The organism is Pseudoflavonifractor sp. An184 (assembly GCF_002160305.1).
In the GTDB taxonomy this organism is placed as follows: domain Bacteria; phylum Bacillota; class Clostridia; order Oscillospirales; family Oscillospiraceae; genus Lawsonibacter; species Lawsonibacter pullicola.
This window is the reverse complement of the sequence record NZ_NFKI01000027.1, coordinates 1-16,992: the sequence shown is the minus strand read 5'-3', so window position 1 is coordinate 16,992 and position 16,992 is coordinate 1. Positions and strand designations below refer to the sequence as shown.

Here is a 16,992-nt window from a genome sequence, read left to right as displayed (position 1 = left end):
CCGATGTCCCCATCGGCCCGCGGGTGAGGATGCCCGCCTCTGTGGGGGGCGCTCCAGGTAGGGGCGGCTATCAGCCGCCCGCATGAAGGGGGCGAAATTCCAAAAAACGGGCGGATGACATCCGCCCCTGCGAAATTTCCTCAGTCCAAATTTTGAGAAGGAGCAGTTTTATGAACATCAAACCGTTTTTGGTAGAAGAGTGGATGAACGAGTACGAGGTGGGGGCCAAATATAATATCGCCGAGACCTGTGTGGACTCGGTGTCCCTGGACGAGCTGTTCGCCCTCACCGGCGAGGACAAGGGGGCCTTTCTGGAGGCGCTGTGCGCCCGGCGGCTCACCTATGGGGACATCTTCGGCTTGCCCGCCTTCAAGGAGGGGATCTGCAAGCTGTACCGGGACGTGAAGCCCGAGCAGGTGATCCCCACCCACGGGGCGGCGGGGGCCAACCACCACCTGTTCTACTCCCTGGTGGAACCCGGGGACAAGGTGATCTCCGTCCTGCCCACCTATCAGCAGCTCTACTCCATCCCTGCCTCCCTGGGGGCCCAGGTGGAGCTGCTGCATCTGACCCAGGAGAGCGAATACCTGCCCGACCCGAAAGAGCTCGCCCGGCTGGCGGAGGGGGGCGTGAAGCTCATCTGCCTCAACAACCCCAACAACCCCACCGGGGCCCTCATGCCGGAGGCCCTGCTCCAGGAGATTATTGCCGTCGCCCGGCGGCACGGGGCCTACATCCTGTGCGACGAGGTGTACCGCCACCTGACCCAGGAGGAGGGGTACTGCCCCTCCATCGTGGACCTGTACGAGAAGGGCATCAGCGTGAGCAGCATGTCCAAAGTGTTCTCCCTGGCGGGGGTGCGGCTGGGCTGGATCGCTTCCAAGGACGAGCGCGTGCTGGAGGAATGCCGCATCCACCGGGACTACGACCTCATCAGCTGCGGCATGCTGGACGAGGCGGTGGCCGCCCTGGCCCTGAAGCATGCGGACAAGCTGCTGGAGCGGAACCGGGGCATCGTCCGGGAGAATCTGGCCATTCTGGACGCCTGGGTGCAGAGAGAGCCCCACCTTTCCTATGTGAAGCCCCAGGCGGGGACCACCGCTCTGGTGTCCTATGACCTGGACGTCCCCTCCTATGACTTCTGCAGGGAGATGTACCACGCTACCGGGGCCTTCGTCACCCCCGGGGACTGCTTCGAGCAGGAGCGCTCCATGCGCATCGGCTACGCCTGCGACAGAGAGACTCTCCAGAAGGGACTGGAGGCTGTCAGTACCTATCTTGCGCAAAAGAAGTAGAACAAATCCGCTGCCCGAAACCGCGCCCTCATATGGGCGCTGCCCCCTGCGCAAAATGCCCTGAACGGCTATGATATCGACCTAGAAGATAAGCCTTCCGAAGTGCCAAAAATCCCTGGTGTCATACTTCAAAAGGCAAAGAAATAGAGCCTACAACCAGCTGCTTTCGCTTTTGGTCGTAGGCCCTATTTTTTAATTTAGGGTATCAGTCCTAACGATTTACCCGTTTTTTAGAACAAATTACTTGCTCTCGGTCGCTCTGGGATTTTTGATGGCGGCCTGCGCGGCAGCCAGCCGGGCGATGGGCACACGGAAGGGGGAGCAGGACACATAGTCCAGCCCGGTGTTGTGGCAGAACTCCACGGAGGAGGGATCGCCGCCGTGCTCGCCGCAGATGCCCAGCTTCAGGTCGGGGCGGGTCTGACGGCCCAGCTTGGCAGCCATCTCGATGAGACGGCCCACGCCGGTCTGGTCCAGACGGGCGAAGGGATCGGACTCGTAGATCTTCTTCTCGTAGTAGGCGTCCAGGAACTTGCCGGCGTCGTCACGGGAGAAGCCGAAGGTCATCTGGGTCAGGTCGTTGGTGCCGAAGGAGAAGAACTCGGCCTCCTTGGCGATCTCGTCGGCGGTGAGGGCGGCACGGGGGATCTCGATCATGGTGCCCACCTTATAGGTCATGTTGGAGCCGGCGGCCTTGATGATCTCGTCGGCGGTGGCCACCACCACGCTCTTCACGTACTTGAGCTCCTTGACCTCGCCCACCAGGGGGATCATGATCTCGGGGACCATGTTCCACTCGGGGTGCTTGGCCTGGACGTTCAGAGCGGCCTTGATGACGGCCTTGGTCTGCATCACGGCGATCTCAGGGTAGGTGACGGCCAGACGGCAGCCGCGGTGGCCCATCATGGGGTTGAACTCGTGCAGGGAGGCGATGATGGCCTTGATGTCCTCCACGGACTTGCCCATATCCTGGGCCAGCTGGGCGATGTCGGCCTCCTCAGTGGGGACGAACTCGTGCAGCGGGGGGTCCAGGAAGCGGATGGTGATGGGGTTGCCCTCCATGGCCTCGTACATGGCCTCGAAGTCGCCCTGCTGCATGGGCTCCAGCTTGGCCAGAGCGGCCTCGCGCTGCTCCACGGTGTCGGAGCAGATCATCTGACGGATGGCGGGGATACGGTCAGCCTCAAAGAACATGTGCTCGGTGCGGCACAGGCCAATGCCCTCGGCGCCGAACTTCATGGCCTGCTTGGCGTCGCGGGGGTTGTCGGCGTTGGTGCGGACCTTCATCTGGCGGTACTTGTCAGCCCAGGCCATGATGCGGCCGAACTCGCCGCCGATGGAGGCGTCCACGGTGGGAATGGCCTCGCCGTAGATGTTGCCGGTGGAGCCGTCCAGGCTCAGCCAGTCGCCCTCGTGGTAGACCTTGCCGGAGAGCTCGAACTGCTTGTTGGCCTCGTCCATCTTGATGGCGCCGCAGCCGGAGACACAGCAGGTGCCCATGCCGCGGGCCACCACGGCGGCGTGAGAGGTCATGCCGCCGCGGACGGTGAGGATGCCCTGGGAGGCGACCATGCCCTCGATGTCCTCGGGAGAGGTCTCCAGACGGACCAGGACCACCTTCTCGCCCCGGGCGGCCCACTCCTTGGCGTCGTCGGCGGTGAAGACGATCTTGCCGCAGGCGGCGCCGGGGGAGGCGGGCAGAGCGTTGCCCACGGGGGTGGCCTTCTTCAGGGCCTCGGGGTCAAACTGGGGATGGAGCAGAGTGTCCAGGTTGCGGGGATCGATCATGGACACGGCTTTCTTTTCGTCGATCATGCCCTCGTCCACCAGGTCGCAGGCGATCTTCAGAGCGGCGGCGGCGGTGCGCTTGCCGTTGCGGGTCTGCAGCATGTAGAGCTTGCCGTGCTCCACGGTGAACTCCATGTCCTGCATGTCGCGGTAGTGGTCCTCCAGGGTCTTGCACACCTGCTCAAACTGGGCGAAGGCCTCGGGGAACTTCTCGGCCATCTCCTGGATGGGCATGGGGGTGCGCACGCCGGCCACCACGTCCTCGCCCTGAGCGTTGGTCAGGAACTCGCCCATGAGCTTCTTCTCGCCGGTGGCGGGGTTGCGGGTGAAGGCCACGCCGGTGCCGCAGTCGTCGCCCATGTTGCCGAAGGCCATGGACTGCACGTTGACGGCGGTGCCCCAAGAGCCGGGGATGTCGTTCATACGGCGGTACACGATGGCGCGGGGGTTGTTCCAGGAGCGGAACACGGCCTTGACGGCGCCCATCATCTGGTCCACGGGATCGGTGGGGAAGTCGGCGCCCACCTTCTCCTTGTACTCGGCCTTGAACTGCTCAGCCAGCTCCTTCAGGTCGTCGGCAGTGAGCTCCACGTCCTGGGTGACGCCGCGCTCGGCCTTCATCTTGTCGATGAGCTCCTCAAAGTACTTCTTGCCCACTTCCATGACCACGTCGGAGTACATCTGGATGAAGCGGCGGTAGCAGTCATAGGCCCAGCGGGGATTGCCGGACTTCTCGGCCAACACCTTCACCACGTCCTCGTTCAGGCCCAGGTTCAGAATGGTGTCCATCATGCCGGGCATGGAGGCGCGGGCGCCGGAACGCACGGAAACCAGCAGGGGGTTCTCCTTGTCGCCGAACTTCTTGCCGGTGATCTCCTCCAGCTTGCCCACATACTCCATGATCTGGGCCTGGATCTCGTCGTTGATCTTCTCGCCGTCCTCATAGTACTGAGTGCAGGCCTCGGTGGTGATGGTGAAGCCCTGGGGCACGGGCAGACCGATGTTGGTCATCTCGGCCAGGTTGGCGCCCTTGCCGCCCAGCAGCTCGCGCATGTTGGCGTTGCCCTCAGAGAAGAGGTACACGTACTTGTTAGCCATTTCCTTCATTCCTTTCTGTTGCTTAACACGGCGGCGGCGCCCATGCCATGGCTTGTCTCCTTCTCACCTTGAGCAGCCCGGAAGCAGAGGTCCCCGCCCCACGCCGATGGTCCGGCGGTCCTGTTCCGCCGGGATATCGCATTCTCCATTATACCTATTTGAAGGAAATATTGCAACAACTTCCTGGGTATTTTTCACGGTTTTTCTCCCAGCCCGAGTGAAAAATATTCTATTCCGCCGAACATTGTGAAAAATCGTTACTTTTTTCTGCATGACGGGCATCCTCCAAAAGGAGGGACTACCACTCCACCCCCTGGCGGGCGGCCGTCCCCCGGTCGTATGGGTGGCGGAGCTTTTTCATCTCGGTCACATAATCGGCCCGCGCCAGCAGCTCCGGGGCCGGGTCCCGGCCGGTGAGGACCACCTCGCAGGCCGCCGCCTCCAGGCAGGAGAGCACCTCCTCCAGAGGCAGCAGGCCGGTGTTCACCGCCGCGCACACCTCGTCCAGCACAAGAAGTCCATCCGGAATCTCCCGCGCCGCCGTCCGGGCCTGGGCGATGAGGCGGAGGTAGCGCCTCTGCTCCGCCGCCCGCTCCTCCGGGGTGAGCTGAAAGGAAAATTTAATGTGCTCCGGGGCGGGGAGCAGGGTAACCTTCGGGAGCAGAGAGAGGGCGTACCTCTCTCCGCTGTCCGCCCCCTTCAAAAACTGGGCGATGACCACCGGCTTTCCCCGGCCCGCCATACGCAGGGCCAGGCCCATGGCGGCGGTGGTTTTCCCTTTTCCGTCGCCGCAGTAGAGATGGATCATGGTATTCCTCCTTGTTTCCTTGGGGAGTTTCGCAGTGGGATTTCGCCGCCTGCGGGCGGCGACCTTCTTTTTCCATGGCGAAAAAGAAGGCAAAACGCCACCGGGGACGGCTCCAGATGAGCACTTCGTGCTCATAGTCGCCCACCCTACCCCCTCTGGCCCTTCGGGCCATCTCCCCCTGACAGGGGGAGTCGGCCCCGGACCCCATTACGGGGGATGCATTCTTGATAGGTTCTGCAAAATTTCCGGCGCGCAAAATCTGAGTGGCGGTTTGCGATTTCTCCCGGGCCACTGGGCCCTGGGTTTGCAAAATTTAAAATCGCTGCGATTCCAGGACTGCGCCTGACTTTGCCGGGCTAACGCTTCCGGTGCGGATCCTGACGGGCCCTAAGCCTTCCCCCTCCAAGGGGGAAGGTGCCCCCGAAGGGGGCGGATGAGGGTGGGCTCCGGAATGGCAGGAACCCCTCAGCGGGTCGGCCAGTGTCCGGCCCCTGCGAAAGGAAGGAACGGCTTCCGGGTGCGCCGTAGGGGCGCCCCCATGTGTCCGTCCGCTGGAGATGGTTTCCCCCAATGTAGGGCGGGGGCTGAAGGTGAATCGGCCGAAGGCCGAGAGAAGCCACCCTGGGGTGTGCCCCCGCCGCGTTCGGAGAATTCTCCTCCCGTACGCGCCGTCACCGCTGCTCTCACAAGAAAAGCAGGCCGCCCTCGGGCGGCCTGCTGGAAATGGCTCAGACTGTGGTCAAGATCAAGCTCTCCCCGTCGGAGGAGACGTTGATCCGGCTGACCGGGTGCTGCCAGCTGCCGATGATCCGCTCGGCGATGGCGTCCTCCAGCTCCTTCTGGATGAGGCGGCGCAGGTTCCGGGCGCCGTAGGCGGCGGAGTAGGACTTCTTGACCAGATAGTCCAGCAGGCTGTCCTCCCAGGTGAGGGAGATGTGCCGCTCGGCCAGGGAGTCCTTCAGCTCCTTGAGCATCAGGCCGGCGATGGCCTTGAAGTTGTTCTCGGTGAGCTGGTGGAAGTAGACGATCTCATCCACCCGGTTGATGAACTCGGGCCGCAGGAAGTCCTGGAGGGCCTTCATGGCCCGGTCCTTCCCCTGCTCGTCGGCGGTGCGGTTGAAGCCCACGGAGCCCACCTTGGTGTTGCTGCCGGCGTTGGAGGTCATCACGATGACGGTGTTTTCAAAGTTCACCTTCCGGCCGTGGGCGTCGGTGATGTGTCCGTCGTCCAGGATCTGAAGGAGAATGTTCAGCACGTCCGGGTGGGCCTTCTCGATCTCGTCAAAGAGGACCACGGAGTAGGGTTTTCTCCGGATCTTCTCGGTGAGCTGGCCCGCCTCGTCATAGCCCACATACCCCGGGGGGGAGCCGATGATCCGGGAGACGGCGTACTTCTCCATAAACTCGGACATATCCAGCCGGATCAGGGACTCGGGGGCGTTGAACAGGTCCTGGGCCAGCTGCTTGACCAGCTCGGTCTTGCCCACGCCGGTGGAGCCTACGAAGATGAAGGACACGGGCTTGCGCTTGGGGCTGATGCCCACCCGGCCCCGGCGGATGGCGGCGGCCACCGCGTGGACCGCCTCGTCCTGGCCCACGATGTGCTCCTTCAGCCGGTCCTCCAGCTTGGAGAGCCGCTCGAACTCCTGCTCCTGGATGCGGCTGGCGGGGATGTTGGTCCACAGCTCGATGACATTGGCCAGGTGCTCCGCCGTCAGGGCGGGGACGCCCTGCTGCTGAAGCTGGTGCTGCTCGGCCTCCAGGCGCAGCTCCATGCTGCGGATGTTGGCCAGCCGGGCGTAGGCCTCCTCGGTGTCGGCGGCCATCATGACTTCCTTCTCCTTGGCCAGATCGGCCATCTCCTTGGAGATCTCCGCCTCCCGGGCCAGAGTCCGGTTTTTCAGGTTCACATTGGAGCAGGCCTCGTCCAGCAGGTCGATGGCCTTGTCGGGCAGATAGCGGTCGGTGATGTACCGCTCGCTCATGGTGACGGCCAGGCGGCACATTTCCGGGGAGATGGACACCTGGTGGTAGGCCTCGTAGTAGGGGGCCACCCCCTCGATGATCTTCACGCTGTCCTCAATGGAGGGCTCCTCCACGATGACCGGCTGGAAGCGCCGCTCCAGGGCGGTGTCCTTCTCAATGTGCTTGCGGTACTCGTTGAGGGTGGTGGCGCCGATCACCTGGAGCTCCCCCCGGCTGAGGGCGGGCTTGAGGATGTTGGCGGCGTTCATGGAGCCCTCCGCGTCCCCGGCCCCCACGATGTTGTGCACCTCGTCGATGACCAGGATGATGTTGCCCAGCTTCTTGATCTCCTCAATGAGGCCCTTCATCCGGCTCTCAAACTGGCCCCGGAACTGGGTGCCAGCCACCAGGGCGGTGAGGTCCAGCAGATAGACCTCCTTGTCCTGGAGCTTATAGGGGACGTCCCCCTTGGCGATCTTCATGGCCAGCCCCTCGGCGATGGCGGTCTTGCCCACGCCGGGCTCGCCGATGAGGCAGGGGTTGTTCTTCTGGCGGCGGTTCAGGATCTGGATGACCCGCTCCAGCTCCCGGTCCCGGCCAATGAGTTTGTCCAGCTTGCCCTCCTGGGCCCGCTTGGTGAGGGAGATGCAGTAGTTTTCCAAAAACTTGCGCTTGGCCGGGCGCTCCCCCTTGCCGTTCTGGGCGGTTTTATCCCCCCGGTTGGGATCCCCGCCGGGGTTGGGCTGGCCGTTCTGGCCGCCGTTCCCGCCGAAGAGCTGGTTCAGGAAGGGGAAGGTGGCGGTGCGCCCGTCGTCCTCCTCCCCGTCCGGATCGCTGGGCTGGGCCACCAGGCCCTCCATCCCCTCGGCCCCGCCGAAGGCGGACATCATCTCGTTGGTGAGGTTGTCCAGGTCCTCGTCGGAGATGCCCATTTTCTTCATCATATCATCAATGGGCTTGATGCCAAGCTCCCGGGCGCACTTGAGACAGAGACCTTCGTTCTTGGTCTCGCCGCCCTCCAGCTTGGTAATAAAGATCACCGCCACATTCTTGTGACAGCGGCTGCACATAGTCGGCTGCATACATACCACTCCTTTCCGGAGAAAACTTCGTCTCGTGGGAAACCATACACCATAATTGTGAACTGGTTATGAATCTTTTAAAAAATGGAGGCAATGAACAGAAACGGATTGGTGGTGCAGAAAAAGCGGAGCAGGATGGACTGGTCCACCGCCTCCTGGGGAATCAACCCCCGAAACAGCCAGCAGGCGATAAACAGCAGCACGCCGCCCTTCACCAGCCCAACAGCCGCCCCGCTCCACTGGTTCAGGGTGGACAGCACCGGCAGCTTGAAGGCCAGATCCAGAGCGTGGCTGAGCACAAACCACCCCGCCAGGATCAGCACGAAGCACAGGAGAAACAGCACCGTCCGGGTCAGCTGCACCGCCACATACTCCGCCAGCGCCCGGACGGCGTTGGCGGCGACGGTCTCCACGCCGTCCTCCACCGCCTGCTGGAAATTCTGGGTGAGGCTGCGGTAGAGCGAGGAGTCCTGGAGGGCTGCCAGCACATCCTCCAGGGGGAGCTCGTCAAAGAAGGCGTCCCCCGGCGTGCTGCCGTCCCCGCTGTTCTCAACCGGGGGCGTATACTGGTAGTAGCTGCCCACGGTGTCCTGGATGCCGCTCTCGATGGCGGGGGTGATGGCCTGGCTCACCGGTCCGGCCAGGGCGTCGGAGAGAATGCTCGCTCCGATAAACGCCACAAAAACGGCCAAAAAGCCGCACAGCGTAAGGACAAAGCCCTTCCGATAGCCCTGGACCACCGCCAGGATCAGTACAATCAAAACAATCAGATCAAAGATGAAAAATCCCATGGAATCCTCCTCTTCTGCGGGTCACTGTTTTCAAGACGGCAGATACAGCCAGGCCTGCTGGGAGTTGGCCAGCAGGGCCGCCCCGGAATCGGTCAGCGAGATATACCGGGCGTTTTGCGTCTGGTCCAAACTACTATATGCAGTGAAATCCGAGGTGTAAATATCCAGCCGGTCCCCGGTGAGCAGGGACACATAGCGGCCGGCGGCGTCAAAGTCCAGCACGTTGGCCGTGAGGTCCAGGGACGCCAGTTCCGTTCCGTCCGGCCCCACGATCACCGCCTGCTCCGCCGAGCCGGCCTGATAGCGGCCCAGCAGCAGAAGGGCGTATCCGTCCCCGCTGAAGCTGCACCCCTTCAGATAATTCCGGCCCAGGGTATAGACGCCGGACGCCGTCCCGTCCTCCTGAATGGCGGAGACCTGGTCCTCCCCCAGAACCCACAGCAGTCCATCCTCATAGTCCAGGTCCAGCACCACTGTGTTGCCCAGGGAGATCACCGCGGAGGGCTCCTGGGAGTCCACCGGATAAAAACGGATCTGGCTCTGGAAAGCGCCGCCCTCCTGCCCCATGGTGACGACGGCCACCGTCTTGCAGTCGGGGGAGACGGCGGCGTCCACAACAAAGGTGGTGGACAGCCGGATCTGGATGGGGGGCTCTTCCGTGTTGTAGGAGCTGTCGTACACCGTGACCAGGCCGCGCCAGCCCCCGCCGTGGGAGGTGACCGCCAGCCAGCCCGAGTCGTTCACCCGGGCGGAGAGCAGCTCCCCGCTGTCCAGGGTCAGGTGGAATGCCTCCTCCACCCCGCTGAACAGGAACAGATCCTGGCCGCCCGCGTCGTAGACCACGCCGTATCCGCTGGAGTGGGTGAGCACCGGCTGCTCCAGATTCCGCACCTCCTCGGCGTACAGCTCCCCGGAGAAGGAGTAGTACCGGGCCCCGGTATCCGAGGCCAGAAGCACGCCGCTGTCCAGGTATGCAAAGTTGGCCTGCCTGCCTCCGGCGTGGGAGAAGGGAACCGCCTCGCCGCTCTCGCTGGTCTCCAGGTTCCGGTACTCAAACCACCGGGCCAGCGCGTCCAGGTTCAGCCGGTCCCGGTAGACCACCAGGACCAGGGCGCCCAGCAGCAGCGCCGCCGTCACCAGCAGGGCGATCAGACGAACTAGGATATTCGGTTTTTTCGGTTTTGATTCCTGTTGTTCTTTCATGGGCCTGTTCCTTATCGTTGCATTGGGCATCTGTTTGATGCGTCAGGATGGTTGGAAACTTTGTGCCGGGCATTTTCCCCCGCGGATGAGGTCCCCCGCGCCGCCCCTTACAGCACGTCCTCCTCATACCACAGCTTGGTCATATAGAGCCCCCCCGGCGGCACGGTGGGGCCGGCCAGGGTCCGGTTGCCCGAGGCCAGGATGGCCGGGATGTCCTCCGGGGACAGCTTGCCCTCGGCGGCGTAGACAATGGTGCCCGTCATGGCCCGGACCATATTGTAGAGGAAGCCGTCGGCGCACACCCGGCACTCGATCAGCTCCCCGGCCCGGGACACCTGGAAGTAGTGGACGGTGCGCACCGTGGTGCGGGTCTCGGTCCCCACCGAGCGCACCGCCCGGAAGTCGTGGGTGCCCACAAACTGGTCCGCCGCCCGCTGCATCACCGTCTCGTCCAGGTGCTTGGGGTAGAACCAGGCCCGGTCCACATAGAAGGGGTTGCCCAGGCGGGAATTGTAGATGCGGTAGGTGTACTCCTTCCGCTGGCAGGAGCCGATGGCGTTGAAGCTCATGGGCACCTGGGTGGCCTTCACCACCACGATGTCCCGGGGCAGGCGGGTGTTCACCGCCAGGGGAATCCGGTCGCAGGGGATGGTGGAGGTGGTGCGGAAGTTGGCCACATAGACCTCGGCGTGGACCCCGGCGTCGGTGCGCCCCGCCCCGGTGCACTTCACCGGGTGGCACACCACGGTGGAGAGGGCCTTCTCCAAAGTCTCCGCCACCGTGACCGCGTTTTTCTGCACCTGCCAGCCGTGGTAGGCCGTCCCGTTATACATCAGTTTTAAGGCGATGTTCCGCTCCTCCATGGTATCCTCCTCACAGGCTGCCCAGCTGAAAAATCCCGCCCGCCGCTGCGGGCGGGACGCTCTCCCGCGCTGGTTCCTGGGTTGCTATCGGGATTATAACATAGTATAATCAGTTGGGCAAGCGTCCCTTTTTCGGAAAAAGGTGCATTTAATCGGATTTTAAGAAAGAGAAAAGTACCCTTTAAGACCGCCGCGGTATACTGAGAGACGATGAAGCGGCCCAGGGCCGTCATCCACCCCAAGGGAAAGGAGCAATCCCATGGAAATCACATTGGAACAAGTGGAGCGCCTGCGGGAGAAGGCCGATGTGTCCTACGGCCAGGCCAAGGCGGCCCTGGAGTACAGCGGCGGCAATCTGCTGGACGCGCTGATCTATCTGGAGGAGCAGGGGGTCATCCCCCGGCCGGAGGACGCCTACTACTCCACCAAGAATGAGGCCCCCCCTCCGCCGCCCCAGGATCTGCCGGTCCTCCAGGTGAAGCCCGAGGCCAAACAGGCCAAGCAGAAAAAGCACAAGCGCCGGGGCGTGCGCCATCTGCTCCACTGGCTGCGGCGCATCCTGCTGGACAATGAGCTGGAGATCTGGCGCAAGGGGCAGCCCATCACCGCCGTCCCCATGCTGATTCTGCTGATTTTTGTGATCTTTTTATACTGGATCGCCATTCCCCTGCTGGTCCTGGGGCTGTTCCTGGGCTTCCGGTATCAGATCGCCGGGCCGGACCTGGAGAACGACACCATCAACGGCATGATGGACTCGGCGGCCAGCACGGCGGCCGATGTGGGCCGTCAGGTGATGGACGAGCTGAAAAACCAGCACGAAAAGTATAATAACCGCAAAAAATAACATTTTGTATCGTTCCCGCCCGCCGGGCTGGGAAATCAACGGGTGCGCCGCCTGCCGGGCGGCCGCCGCAAGGAGAAGATGGAAATGGCAGAGAAGATCCTTCTGGTGGAGGATGAGGAAAAACTGGCCCGCATGGTGGAGATGGAGCTGCGCTATGAGGGCTATGAGGTGACCAAGGCCTTTGACGGCCGCAGCGGCCTGGAGGAGGCCCTGTCCGGGAAGTACGGCCTGGTGCTGCTGGACATCATGCTGCCCCAGCTGTCTGGGATGGAGGTGCTCCGCCGCCTGCGGCGGGAGAGCGACATGCCGGTGATCATGCTCACCGCCCGGGACAGCGTCATCGACAAGGTGTCCGGCCTGGACTCCGGAGCGGACGACTACATCACCAAGCCCTTCGCTATCGAGGAGCTGCTGGCCCGCATCCGGGCCGCCCTGCGCAAGCGCTCCAGCGCACGGGCCGGCGCGGTCCTCTCGGCCGGCCCCCTGGAGATGGACGTGGACAAGCACTCGGTCACCGTCAAGGGTCAGGGGGTGGAGCTCACCAAGAAGGAGTTCGACCTGCTCCACCACCTGTTGGAGAACAAGGGCCGGGTCCTCTCCCGGGAGGCCCTGCTGGACAGCGTATGGGGCTTTGACTTTGTGGGGGAGACCAACTCGGTGGATGTGTACATCCGCTTCCTGCGCAGCAAGATCGACGAGGCCTTCGGCATCAAGCTCATCCACACTGTGCGGGGCGTGGGCTATGTGATTCGGGAGGACTGACCTTTGAACTTATTTTACCGTCACCGGAGAACAGGCCCGGGGGAGCGTCAGTTTCGTGAGGCGGGACAACTCCGGTCTGTGAGGAATTCACCACCAAGAGCTTACCTTCTCCTCAGACAAAGCCTAAACGAGACCGGCGCCGCCGGGCGGCCCAACGTGCCGCCCCTGCGGCGGACAACGGACCTTTCCGAAGGGCGGCGGGAGGGGCAACTCCCTATCCCCTCTGGCTCTTCGGGCCATCTCCCCTTGATAAGGGGAGGCGGCCTCCCCTACGGTTCTCGGGAAAATCTCCCTGGTTTGGGTAGGGGAGCCCCTTGGGGCTCCCGCGCCGATGTTGTGCATGTCAAGAAGTCACCCTCATCCGTCTGGCCTATCGGCCAGCCACCTTCCCCCTGACAGGGGGAAGGCTTTCAGGCGGCCAAAGGCCGCCCCTAAAGCGGAACACAAACCGGGAGCGTTGGCTCGGCAAAGCCAGGCGCAGAAGATGAACCGCAACGGCACCAATTTTTGCAAACCCAGGGCCCGGTGGCCCGGCGGGGATTTAGACACCCACTCAGATTTTGCGCGCCGGAAATGACACAATGACTACCAATAGCGCGTCTCCCGTAAAAGGGGTCCGGGGCCGACTCCCCCTGTCAGGGGGAGATGGCCCGAAGGGCCAGAGGGGGTAGGGTGGGCGAATGTGGGCACGAAGTGCCCACCTTGAGCCGTCCCCGGGGGCGTTTTGGTTCCTTTGCCGCCATGGGCAAAGGAACTCGCCGCCCGCAGGCGGCGAAATCCCCCTGAGAAAAGCCCCTCCTGACACGGCGCGCCGAGTCGTCGCGCCCTACGGAAGAGATAAAATCTCCGAAGGCGGCGGGGGCAAGCCCCCGCCATACAGAAGTGCGAAAAGGAGAAGAAAGTGGCGAAATCCCTGCCGAAAGGAGCAGAAACAAAATGGTCATCGTCTATCAGTCCAAAACCGGCTTCACCAAACAGTACGCTGAAATGCTGGGGGACTCGGAGCGCGTGGAGGTCCTCCCCCTGAAGGAGGCGGAGCAGAAGCTCTCCTCCGGCACGCCGGTCCTGTTCCTGGGTCCCCTGTCCGCCGGCCGGATCGTGGGCCTGGAGCGGGCCCGAAAGGCCTTCCTTCTCCGGGGTGTGTGCGGGGTGGGGATGTCCCTGCCCTCTCCGGAGCTGCCGGAGAAGCTGCGCCAGGGCAATCAGCTGGGGGACCTGCCTGTCTTCTATCTCCAGGGCGGCTGGGCCCCGGACCGGGTGAATCCCATGACCCGGGCCATGGTCAATCTGGTGACCCGCTCCACCCGGAGGGAGCTCCAGGCCAGAGGAGCGGACCGCACGCCCCAGGAGGAGGCCATGCTGGATATGCTGCTCCACGGGGGCAGCTTCGTCTCCCCGGACAACCTGCCTTCCCTTCAGAATTGGCTGTCCAAGCAGTAATTTTCCCCTGGATTTCAACAGAAAGGAGGGAACGCCATGCCCCAGCGGAAGCACCGCTTTCAAGCCCCCCCGTCCCAGGACCCTCTGAGCGGGGCCAAGTCCTCCCTGGTCTTTCGCCTGAACTTCGGCTTTTTCTTCCGGCAGCTGGTGATTTTTCTGGTGATGGATCTGCTGCTGCTCTTCATGGCCACCGCCGGGCTGTTTCTCTATGCGGAGAACCGGTGCGCCACGGTGGCCGCCCTGGTGGAGGAGCGGGGCGTCCCCTCCGCCGATACCATCCCCTGGATGGAGGCCAGCGACTACACCATTGTCCCTCTGGGGATCGACGGCTCGGGGAGCATGGCTGTGGAACCCGCGCCCTATGGCTCGGACGGCCAGGCGGTGGGGTACTCGCTCCTCCCGCTCCCCTTCCTCCCTCAGTATCCGGAACTGGAGGGCGGAACCCGCTCCTGGGACCTGTCCTCCTACTACACCATCGTGCTGCCCAACAACGGGGAGCCCTACGCCATCACGGTGGACCTGTCCGGCATCTCCAGCACGCTCTACTGGGCGGGAATCGTCCTGCTGGCCTGTCAGGGATTGTCCCTGCTCACCGGGCTGTTCCGGAACAACCGGTCCATCCACAAGATCCTGAAGCCCATACAGGATCTGGCCGCCACCGCCTCCCGGCTCAACTCCATGACCCACATGTCCCGGCAGGAGCTGGAGGCCCTGGCGGGGGAGCTGGAGAAGATCAACGCCACCCATCTGGACAGCCGCATCGACCTGCCCGCCACCCAGAAGGAGCTGCGCTCTCTGGCCCAGGCCATCAACGCCATGCTGGACCGGATCAACAAGGCGTACAGCGCTCAGATGCGCTTCGTCTCCGACGCCAGCCACGAGCTGCGCACCCCCATCGCCGTCATTCAGGGCTACGCCGCCCTCCTGGACCGGTGGGGCAAGGACGACCCGGAGGCTTTGCAGGAGTCCATCAACGCCATCCGCTCCGAGGCCAAGTCCATGGAGAACCTGGTGGAGCAGCTGCTGTTCCTGGCCCGGGGGGACAACGACACCCAGCCGGTGAAGCGCACCCACTTCGACCTCACGGCTCTGGCCGGGGAGGTGCTGCGGGAGGAGGAGATGATCCACGATGACCGCCTCTTCCTGCCCCGGTGGGGGGAGGAACCGGTGCCGGTGTACGCCGACCAGGGACTCATCAAGCAGGTGATGCGGATTTTGATGGACAACAGCGTGAAATACAGTGCTCCGGACAGCCGCATCTATCTGCGGGTGATGGTGCTGGACGGCCACGCCCGGGTCACCGTCCAGGACGAGGGCATGGGCATCTCCCCCGAAGGCATCCCCCACATCTTCGACCGTTTCTACCGCACCGACCAGTCCCGGGACCGAAAGACCGGCGGCACCGGCCTGGGGCTGTCCATTGCCAAGTGGATCGTCGACCGGCACGGAGGCTGGTTCGAGGTGGTCTCCCGGGAAGGGGTAGGCACCCGGATCTCCTTCCTGCTGCCCGCCGATCAAACACCCCCGGAGGAGGAGGCGGCGGGGTAATGTACTACGTCTATCTCCTCCGCTGTGGGGACGGCACCCTGTATACCGGCTTCACCAACGACCTGGCCCGCCGCCTGGCGGCCCACAACGCCGGGAAGGGGGCAAAATATACCCGCGGACGGCGTCCGGTGGAGCTGGTATACTGGGAAAGTTTCTCCAACAAATCTTCTGCCCTCCGCAGGGAGTACGCCATCAAGCGGCTCCCCCGGGGGCAGAAGCTCGCCCTGATTCAATCCGCTGCGCTTCCGTGTGAAATTTGAAAGCCCGGCAGGCGGCCCCGCACAGCGCCCCGTCCGCTTTTTGCGAACATTTATGCTGAACGCCGGGGTTTTTCTCCCTTTTGCTCGCATAATTTGGCTGGAAAAGGCTCTTGAAATTCAAAAAACCATATGGCATAATAACACCGACCATTCGACACCAAAGGAGTGACGACTGCTATGATGGTTTCCACAAAGGGCCGCTACGCTCTGCGGGTGATGATCGACTTAGCGGAGCACGATGACGGATTGTACATCCCCCTGAAAGAGATTGCCGCCCGGCAGGATATTTCCGAGAAATATCTGGAAAGCATCGTAAAGCTGCTGACCCGAAACGGCGACCTGGTGGGCGTCCGGGGAAAAGGCGGCGGCTACCGCCTGACCCGCTCCCCGGAGGAGTACACCGTGGGCAGCATCCTGCGCCTGACCGAAGGGGGACTGGCCCCGGTGGGCTGTCCCGGACTGGACAGCCGCAGCTGCGACCGGGCGGAGGACTGCCGGACCCTCCCCATGTGGAGAGAGCTGGACAAGCTCATCAACGACTATTTGGACGGCGTGACCTTGGCCGACTTGATCCGCCCCAAGGAGGAGGAACCCGCGTTCCTCTGACCGAAAAGACTGTGCCGCCCGTGGGCGGCACAGTCTCAGGCTGTCAAAAAAGTCCAAGGACTTTTCCGACAGCCTGTAAAAATGCCGTTACTTTTGCGCCGCTGCGCGGCGCAAAAGTCCTCGCTTCGCTTGCCGGAATCCTTGCACAGCAAGGCTTCCGGGGCATTTGATTCCATTCGAGGCGGGCGGCTGCCCCCTCGAGCTCCCCCGCTCCAACTTGAGCGGATTCATCTCAACAAAAAAGGTTTTTTGACAAGCTGAGACTGTGCCGCCCGTGGGCGGCACAGTCTCAGTCTATCAAAAGAGCCCTCCGTCATCTCCGTGCTAAGAGCTATCCCTATGGGCGGCTGCCCTCCGAAATGCGCCTGCGGGCTCAGGCAGACGGCGGAATAAAGGCGAGATTTTGCCTCCGGCAAAATGCTCGAGCGGCGCAAATGCGCCGGGGCGCTCCCGCGCCCTGAGGACCGCCCCCATAAAAACAGCCGCCCCGTTTGGGGCGGCTGTTTTGCGTTTGGGATCAGCCTTCCTCAGCCAGCGCCTTGGCGGCGGCGATTGCCTTCTCCTGAGCCATGGGGGGGCAGTCCCGCCCCACCAGCGTAAACGCTGGCGGGGACCCCGTTTTTTGATATCCTCGGGCGG

13 protein-coding genes are annotated in these 16,992 nt (G+C 63.2%); 7 read left to right on the top strand and 6 right to left on the bottom strand.

The window, feature by feature from the left end; translation table 11 throughout:
• Nucleotides 1–170 precede the first annotated feature (170 nt).
• A complete protein-coding gene (locus B5F19_RS10050; RefSeq protein WP_087290124.1) occupies nt 171–1,295 on the top strand; it encodes an aminotransferase in 1,125 nt (374 codons plus the stop codon).
• Between the two features lie 240 nt (nt 1,296–1,535).
• Here the strand turns inward: B5F19_RS10050 and ppdK are convergent, their stop codons facing one another.
• From ppdK to truA, 6 genes are all read right to left on the bottom strand, one after another.
• The gene (ppdK, locus tag B5F19_RS10045) at nt 1,536–4,181 is read right to left on the bottom strand and encodes a pyruvate, phosphate dikinase (protein ID WP_087290122.1); all 2,646 of its coding nucleotides are present in this window, start codon (nt 4,179–4,181) and stop codon (nt 1,536–1,538) included.
• A gap of 298 nt (nt 4,182–4,479) precedes the next feature.
• A complete protein-coding gene (locus B5F19_RS10040; protein WP_087290120.1) occupies nt 4,480–4,989 on the bottom strand; it encodes a cob(I)yrinic acid a,c-diamide adenosyltransferase in 510 nt (169 codons plus the stop codon).
• Nucleotides 4,990–5,717: 728 nt separating this feature from the next.
• The gene (locus B5F19_RS10035; RefSeq protein WP_087290118.1) at nt 5,718–8,036 is read right to left on the bottom strand and encodes an ATP-dependent Clp protease ATP-binding subunit; all 2,319 of its coding nucleotides are present in this window, start codon (nt 8,034–8,036) and stop codon (nt 5,718–5,720) included.
• Between the two features lie 77 nt (nt 8,037–8,113).
• Nucleotides 8,114–8,827, bottom strand: a complete 714-nt coding sequence (locus B5F19_RS10030; protein WP_087290116.1) for a CvpA family protein — start codon at nt 8,825–8,827, stop codon at nt 8,114–8,116.
• A gap of 30 nt (nt 8,828–8,857) precedes the next feature.
• Nucleotides 8,858–10,030 (bottom strand): DUF5711 family protein, encoded by a 1,173-nt coding sequence (locus B5F19_RS10025; protein WP_087290114.1) that lies wholly within the window; start codon nt 10,028–10,030, stop codon nt 8,858–8,860.
• A gap of 107 nt (nt 10,031–10,137) precedes the next feature.
• Nucleotides 10,138–10,893, bottom strand: coding sequence for a tRNA pseudouridine(38-40) synthase TruA (gene truA / locus B5F19_RS10020; protein WP_087290112.1), 756 nt, complete (start codon nt 10,891–10,893; stop codon nt 10,138–10,140).
• 259 nt (nt 10,894–11,152) lie between these two features.
• Here truA and B5F19_RS10015 point away from each other — a divergent pair, with 259 nt between their 5' ends.
• From B5F19_RS10015 to B5F19_RS09990, 6 genes are all read left to right on the top strand, one after another.
• Nucleotides 11,153–11,737, top strand: a complete 585-nt coding sequence (locus B5F19_RS10015) for a hypothetical protein (protein WP_087290110.1) — start codon at nt 11,153–11,155, stop codon at nt 11,735–11,737.
• Between the two features lie 84 nt (nt 11,738–11,821).
• On the top strand, nt 11,822–12,499 hold the full coding sequence (locus tag B5F19_RS10010; protein WP_087290167.1) for a response regulator transcription factor: 678 nt from the start codon (nt 11,822–11,824) through the stop codon (nt 12,497–12,499).
• Between the two features lie 936 nt (nt 12,500–13,435).
• On the top strand, nt 13,436–13,939 hold the full coding sequence (locus B5F19_RS10005; RefSeq protein ID WP_087290108.1) for a hypothetical protein: 504 nt from the start codon (nt 13,436–13,438) through the stop codon (nt 13,937–13,939).
• Nucleotides 13,940–13,975: 36 nt separating this feature from the next.
• The gene (locus B5F19_RS10000) at nt 13,976–15,487 is read left to right on the top strand and encodes a HAMP domain-containing sensor histidine kinase (RefSeq protein WP_087290106.1); all 1,512 of its coding nucleotides are present in this window, start codon (nt 13,976–13,978) and stop codon (nt 15,485–15,487) included.
• The gene (locus B5F19_RS09995; protein WP_087290104.1) at nt 15,487–15,747 is read left to right on the top strand and encodes a GIY-YIG nuclease family protein; all 261 of its coding nucleotides are present in this window, start codon (nt 15,487–15,489) and stop codon (nt 15,745–15,747) included. Before B5F19_RS10000 ends, B5F19_RS09995 begins: the two co-directional genes overlap by 1 nt.
• A 177-nt stretch (nt 15,748–15,924) precedes the next feature.
• On the top strand, nt 15,925–16,353 hold the full coding sequence (locus B5F19_RS09990) for an RrF2 family transcriptional regulator (RefSeq protein WP_087290102.1): 429 nt from the start codon (nt 15,925–15,927) through the stop codon (nt 16,351–16,353).
• Nucleotides 16,354–16,992: the final 639 nt, after the last annotated feature.

Bases quoted from the DNA above. Each gene is read 5' to 3' on its own strand.
- B5F19_RS10050 (WP_087290124.1), top strand. From the start codon at position 171: ATGAACATCAAACCGTTTTTGGTAGAAGAGTGGATGAACGAGTACGAG.
- ppdK (WP_087290122.1), bottom strand. From the start codon at position 4,181: ATGGCTAACAAGTACGTGTACCTCTTCTCTGAGGGCAACGCCAACATG.
- B5F19_RS10040 (WP_087290120.1), bottom strand. From the start codon at position 4,989: ATGATCCATCTCTACTGCGGCGACGGAAAAGGGAAAACCACCGCCGCC.
- B5F19_RS10035 (WP_087290118.1), bottom strand. From the start codon at position 8,036: ATGCAGCCGACTATGTGCAGCCGCTGTCACAAGAATGTGGCGGTGATC.
- B5F19_RS10030 (WP_087290116.1), bottom strand. From the start codon at position 8,827: ATGGGATTTTTCATCTTTGATCTGATTGTTTTGATTGTACTGATCCTG.
- B5F19_RS10025 (WP_087290114.1), bottom strand. From the start codon at position 10,030: ATGAAAGAACAACAGGAATCAAAACCGAAAAAACCGAATATCCTAGTT.
- truA (WP_087290112.1), bottom strand. From the start codon at position 10,893: ATGGAGGAGCGGAACATCGCCTTAAAACTGATGTATAACGGGACGGCC.
- B5F19_RS10015 (WP_087290110.1), top strand. From the start codon at position 11,153: ATGGAAATCACATTGGAACAAGTGGAGCGCCTGCGGGAGAAGGCCGAT.
- B5F19_RS10010 (WP_087290167.1), top strand. From the start codon at position 11,822: ATGGCAGAGAAGATCCTTCTGGTGGAGGATGAGGAAAAACTGGCCCGC.
- B5F19_RS10005 (WP_087290108.1), top strand. From the start codon at position 13,436: ATGGTCATCGTCTATCAGTCCAAAACCGGCTTCACCAAACAGTACGCT.
- B5F19_RS10000 (WP_087290106.1), top strand. From the start codon at position 13,976: ATGCCCCAGCGGAAGCACCGCTTTCAAGCCCCCCCGTCCCAGGACCCT.
- B5F19_RS09995 (WP_087290104.1), top strand. From the start codon at position 15,487: ATGTACTACGTCTATCTCCTCCGCTGTGGGGACGGCACCCTGTATACC.
- B5F19_RS09990 (WP_087290102.1), top strand. From the start codon at position 15,925: ATGATGGTTTCCACAAAGGGCCGCTACGCTCTGCGGGTGATGATCGAC.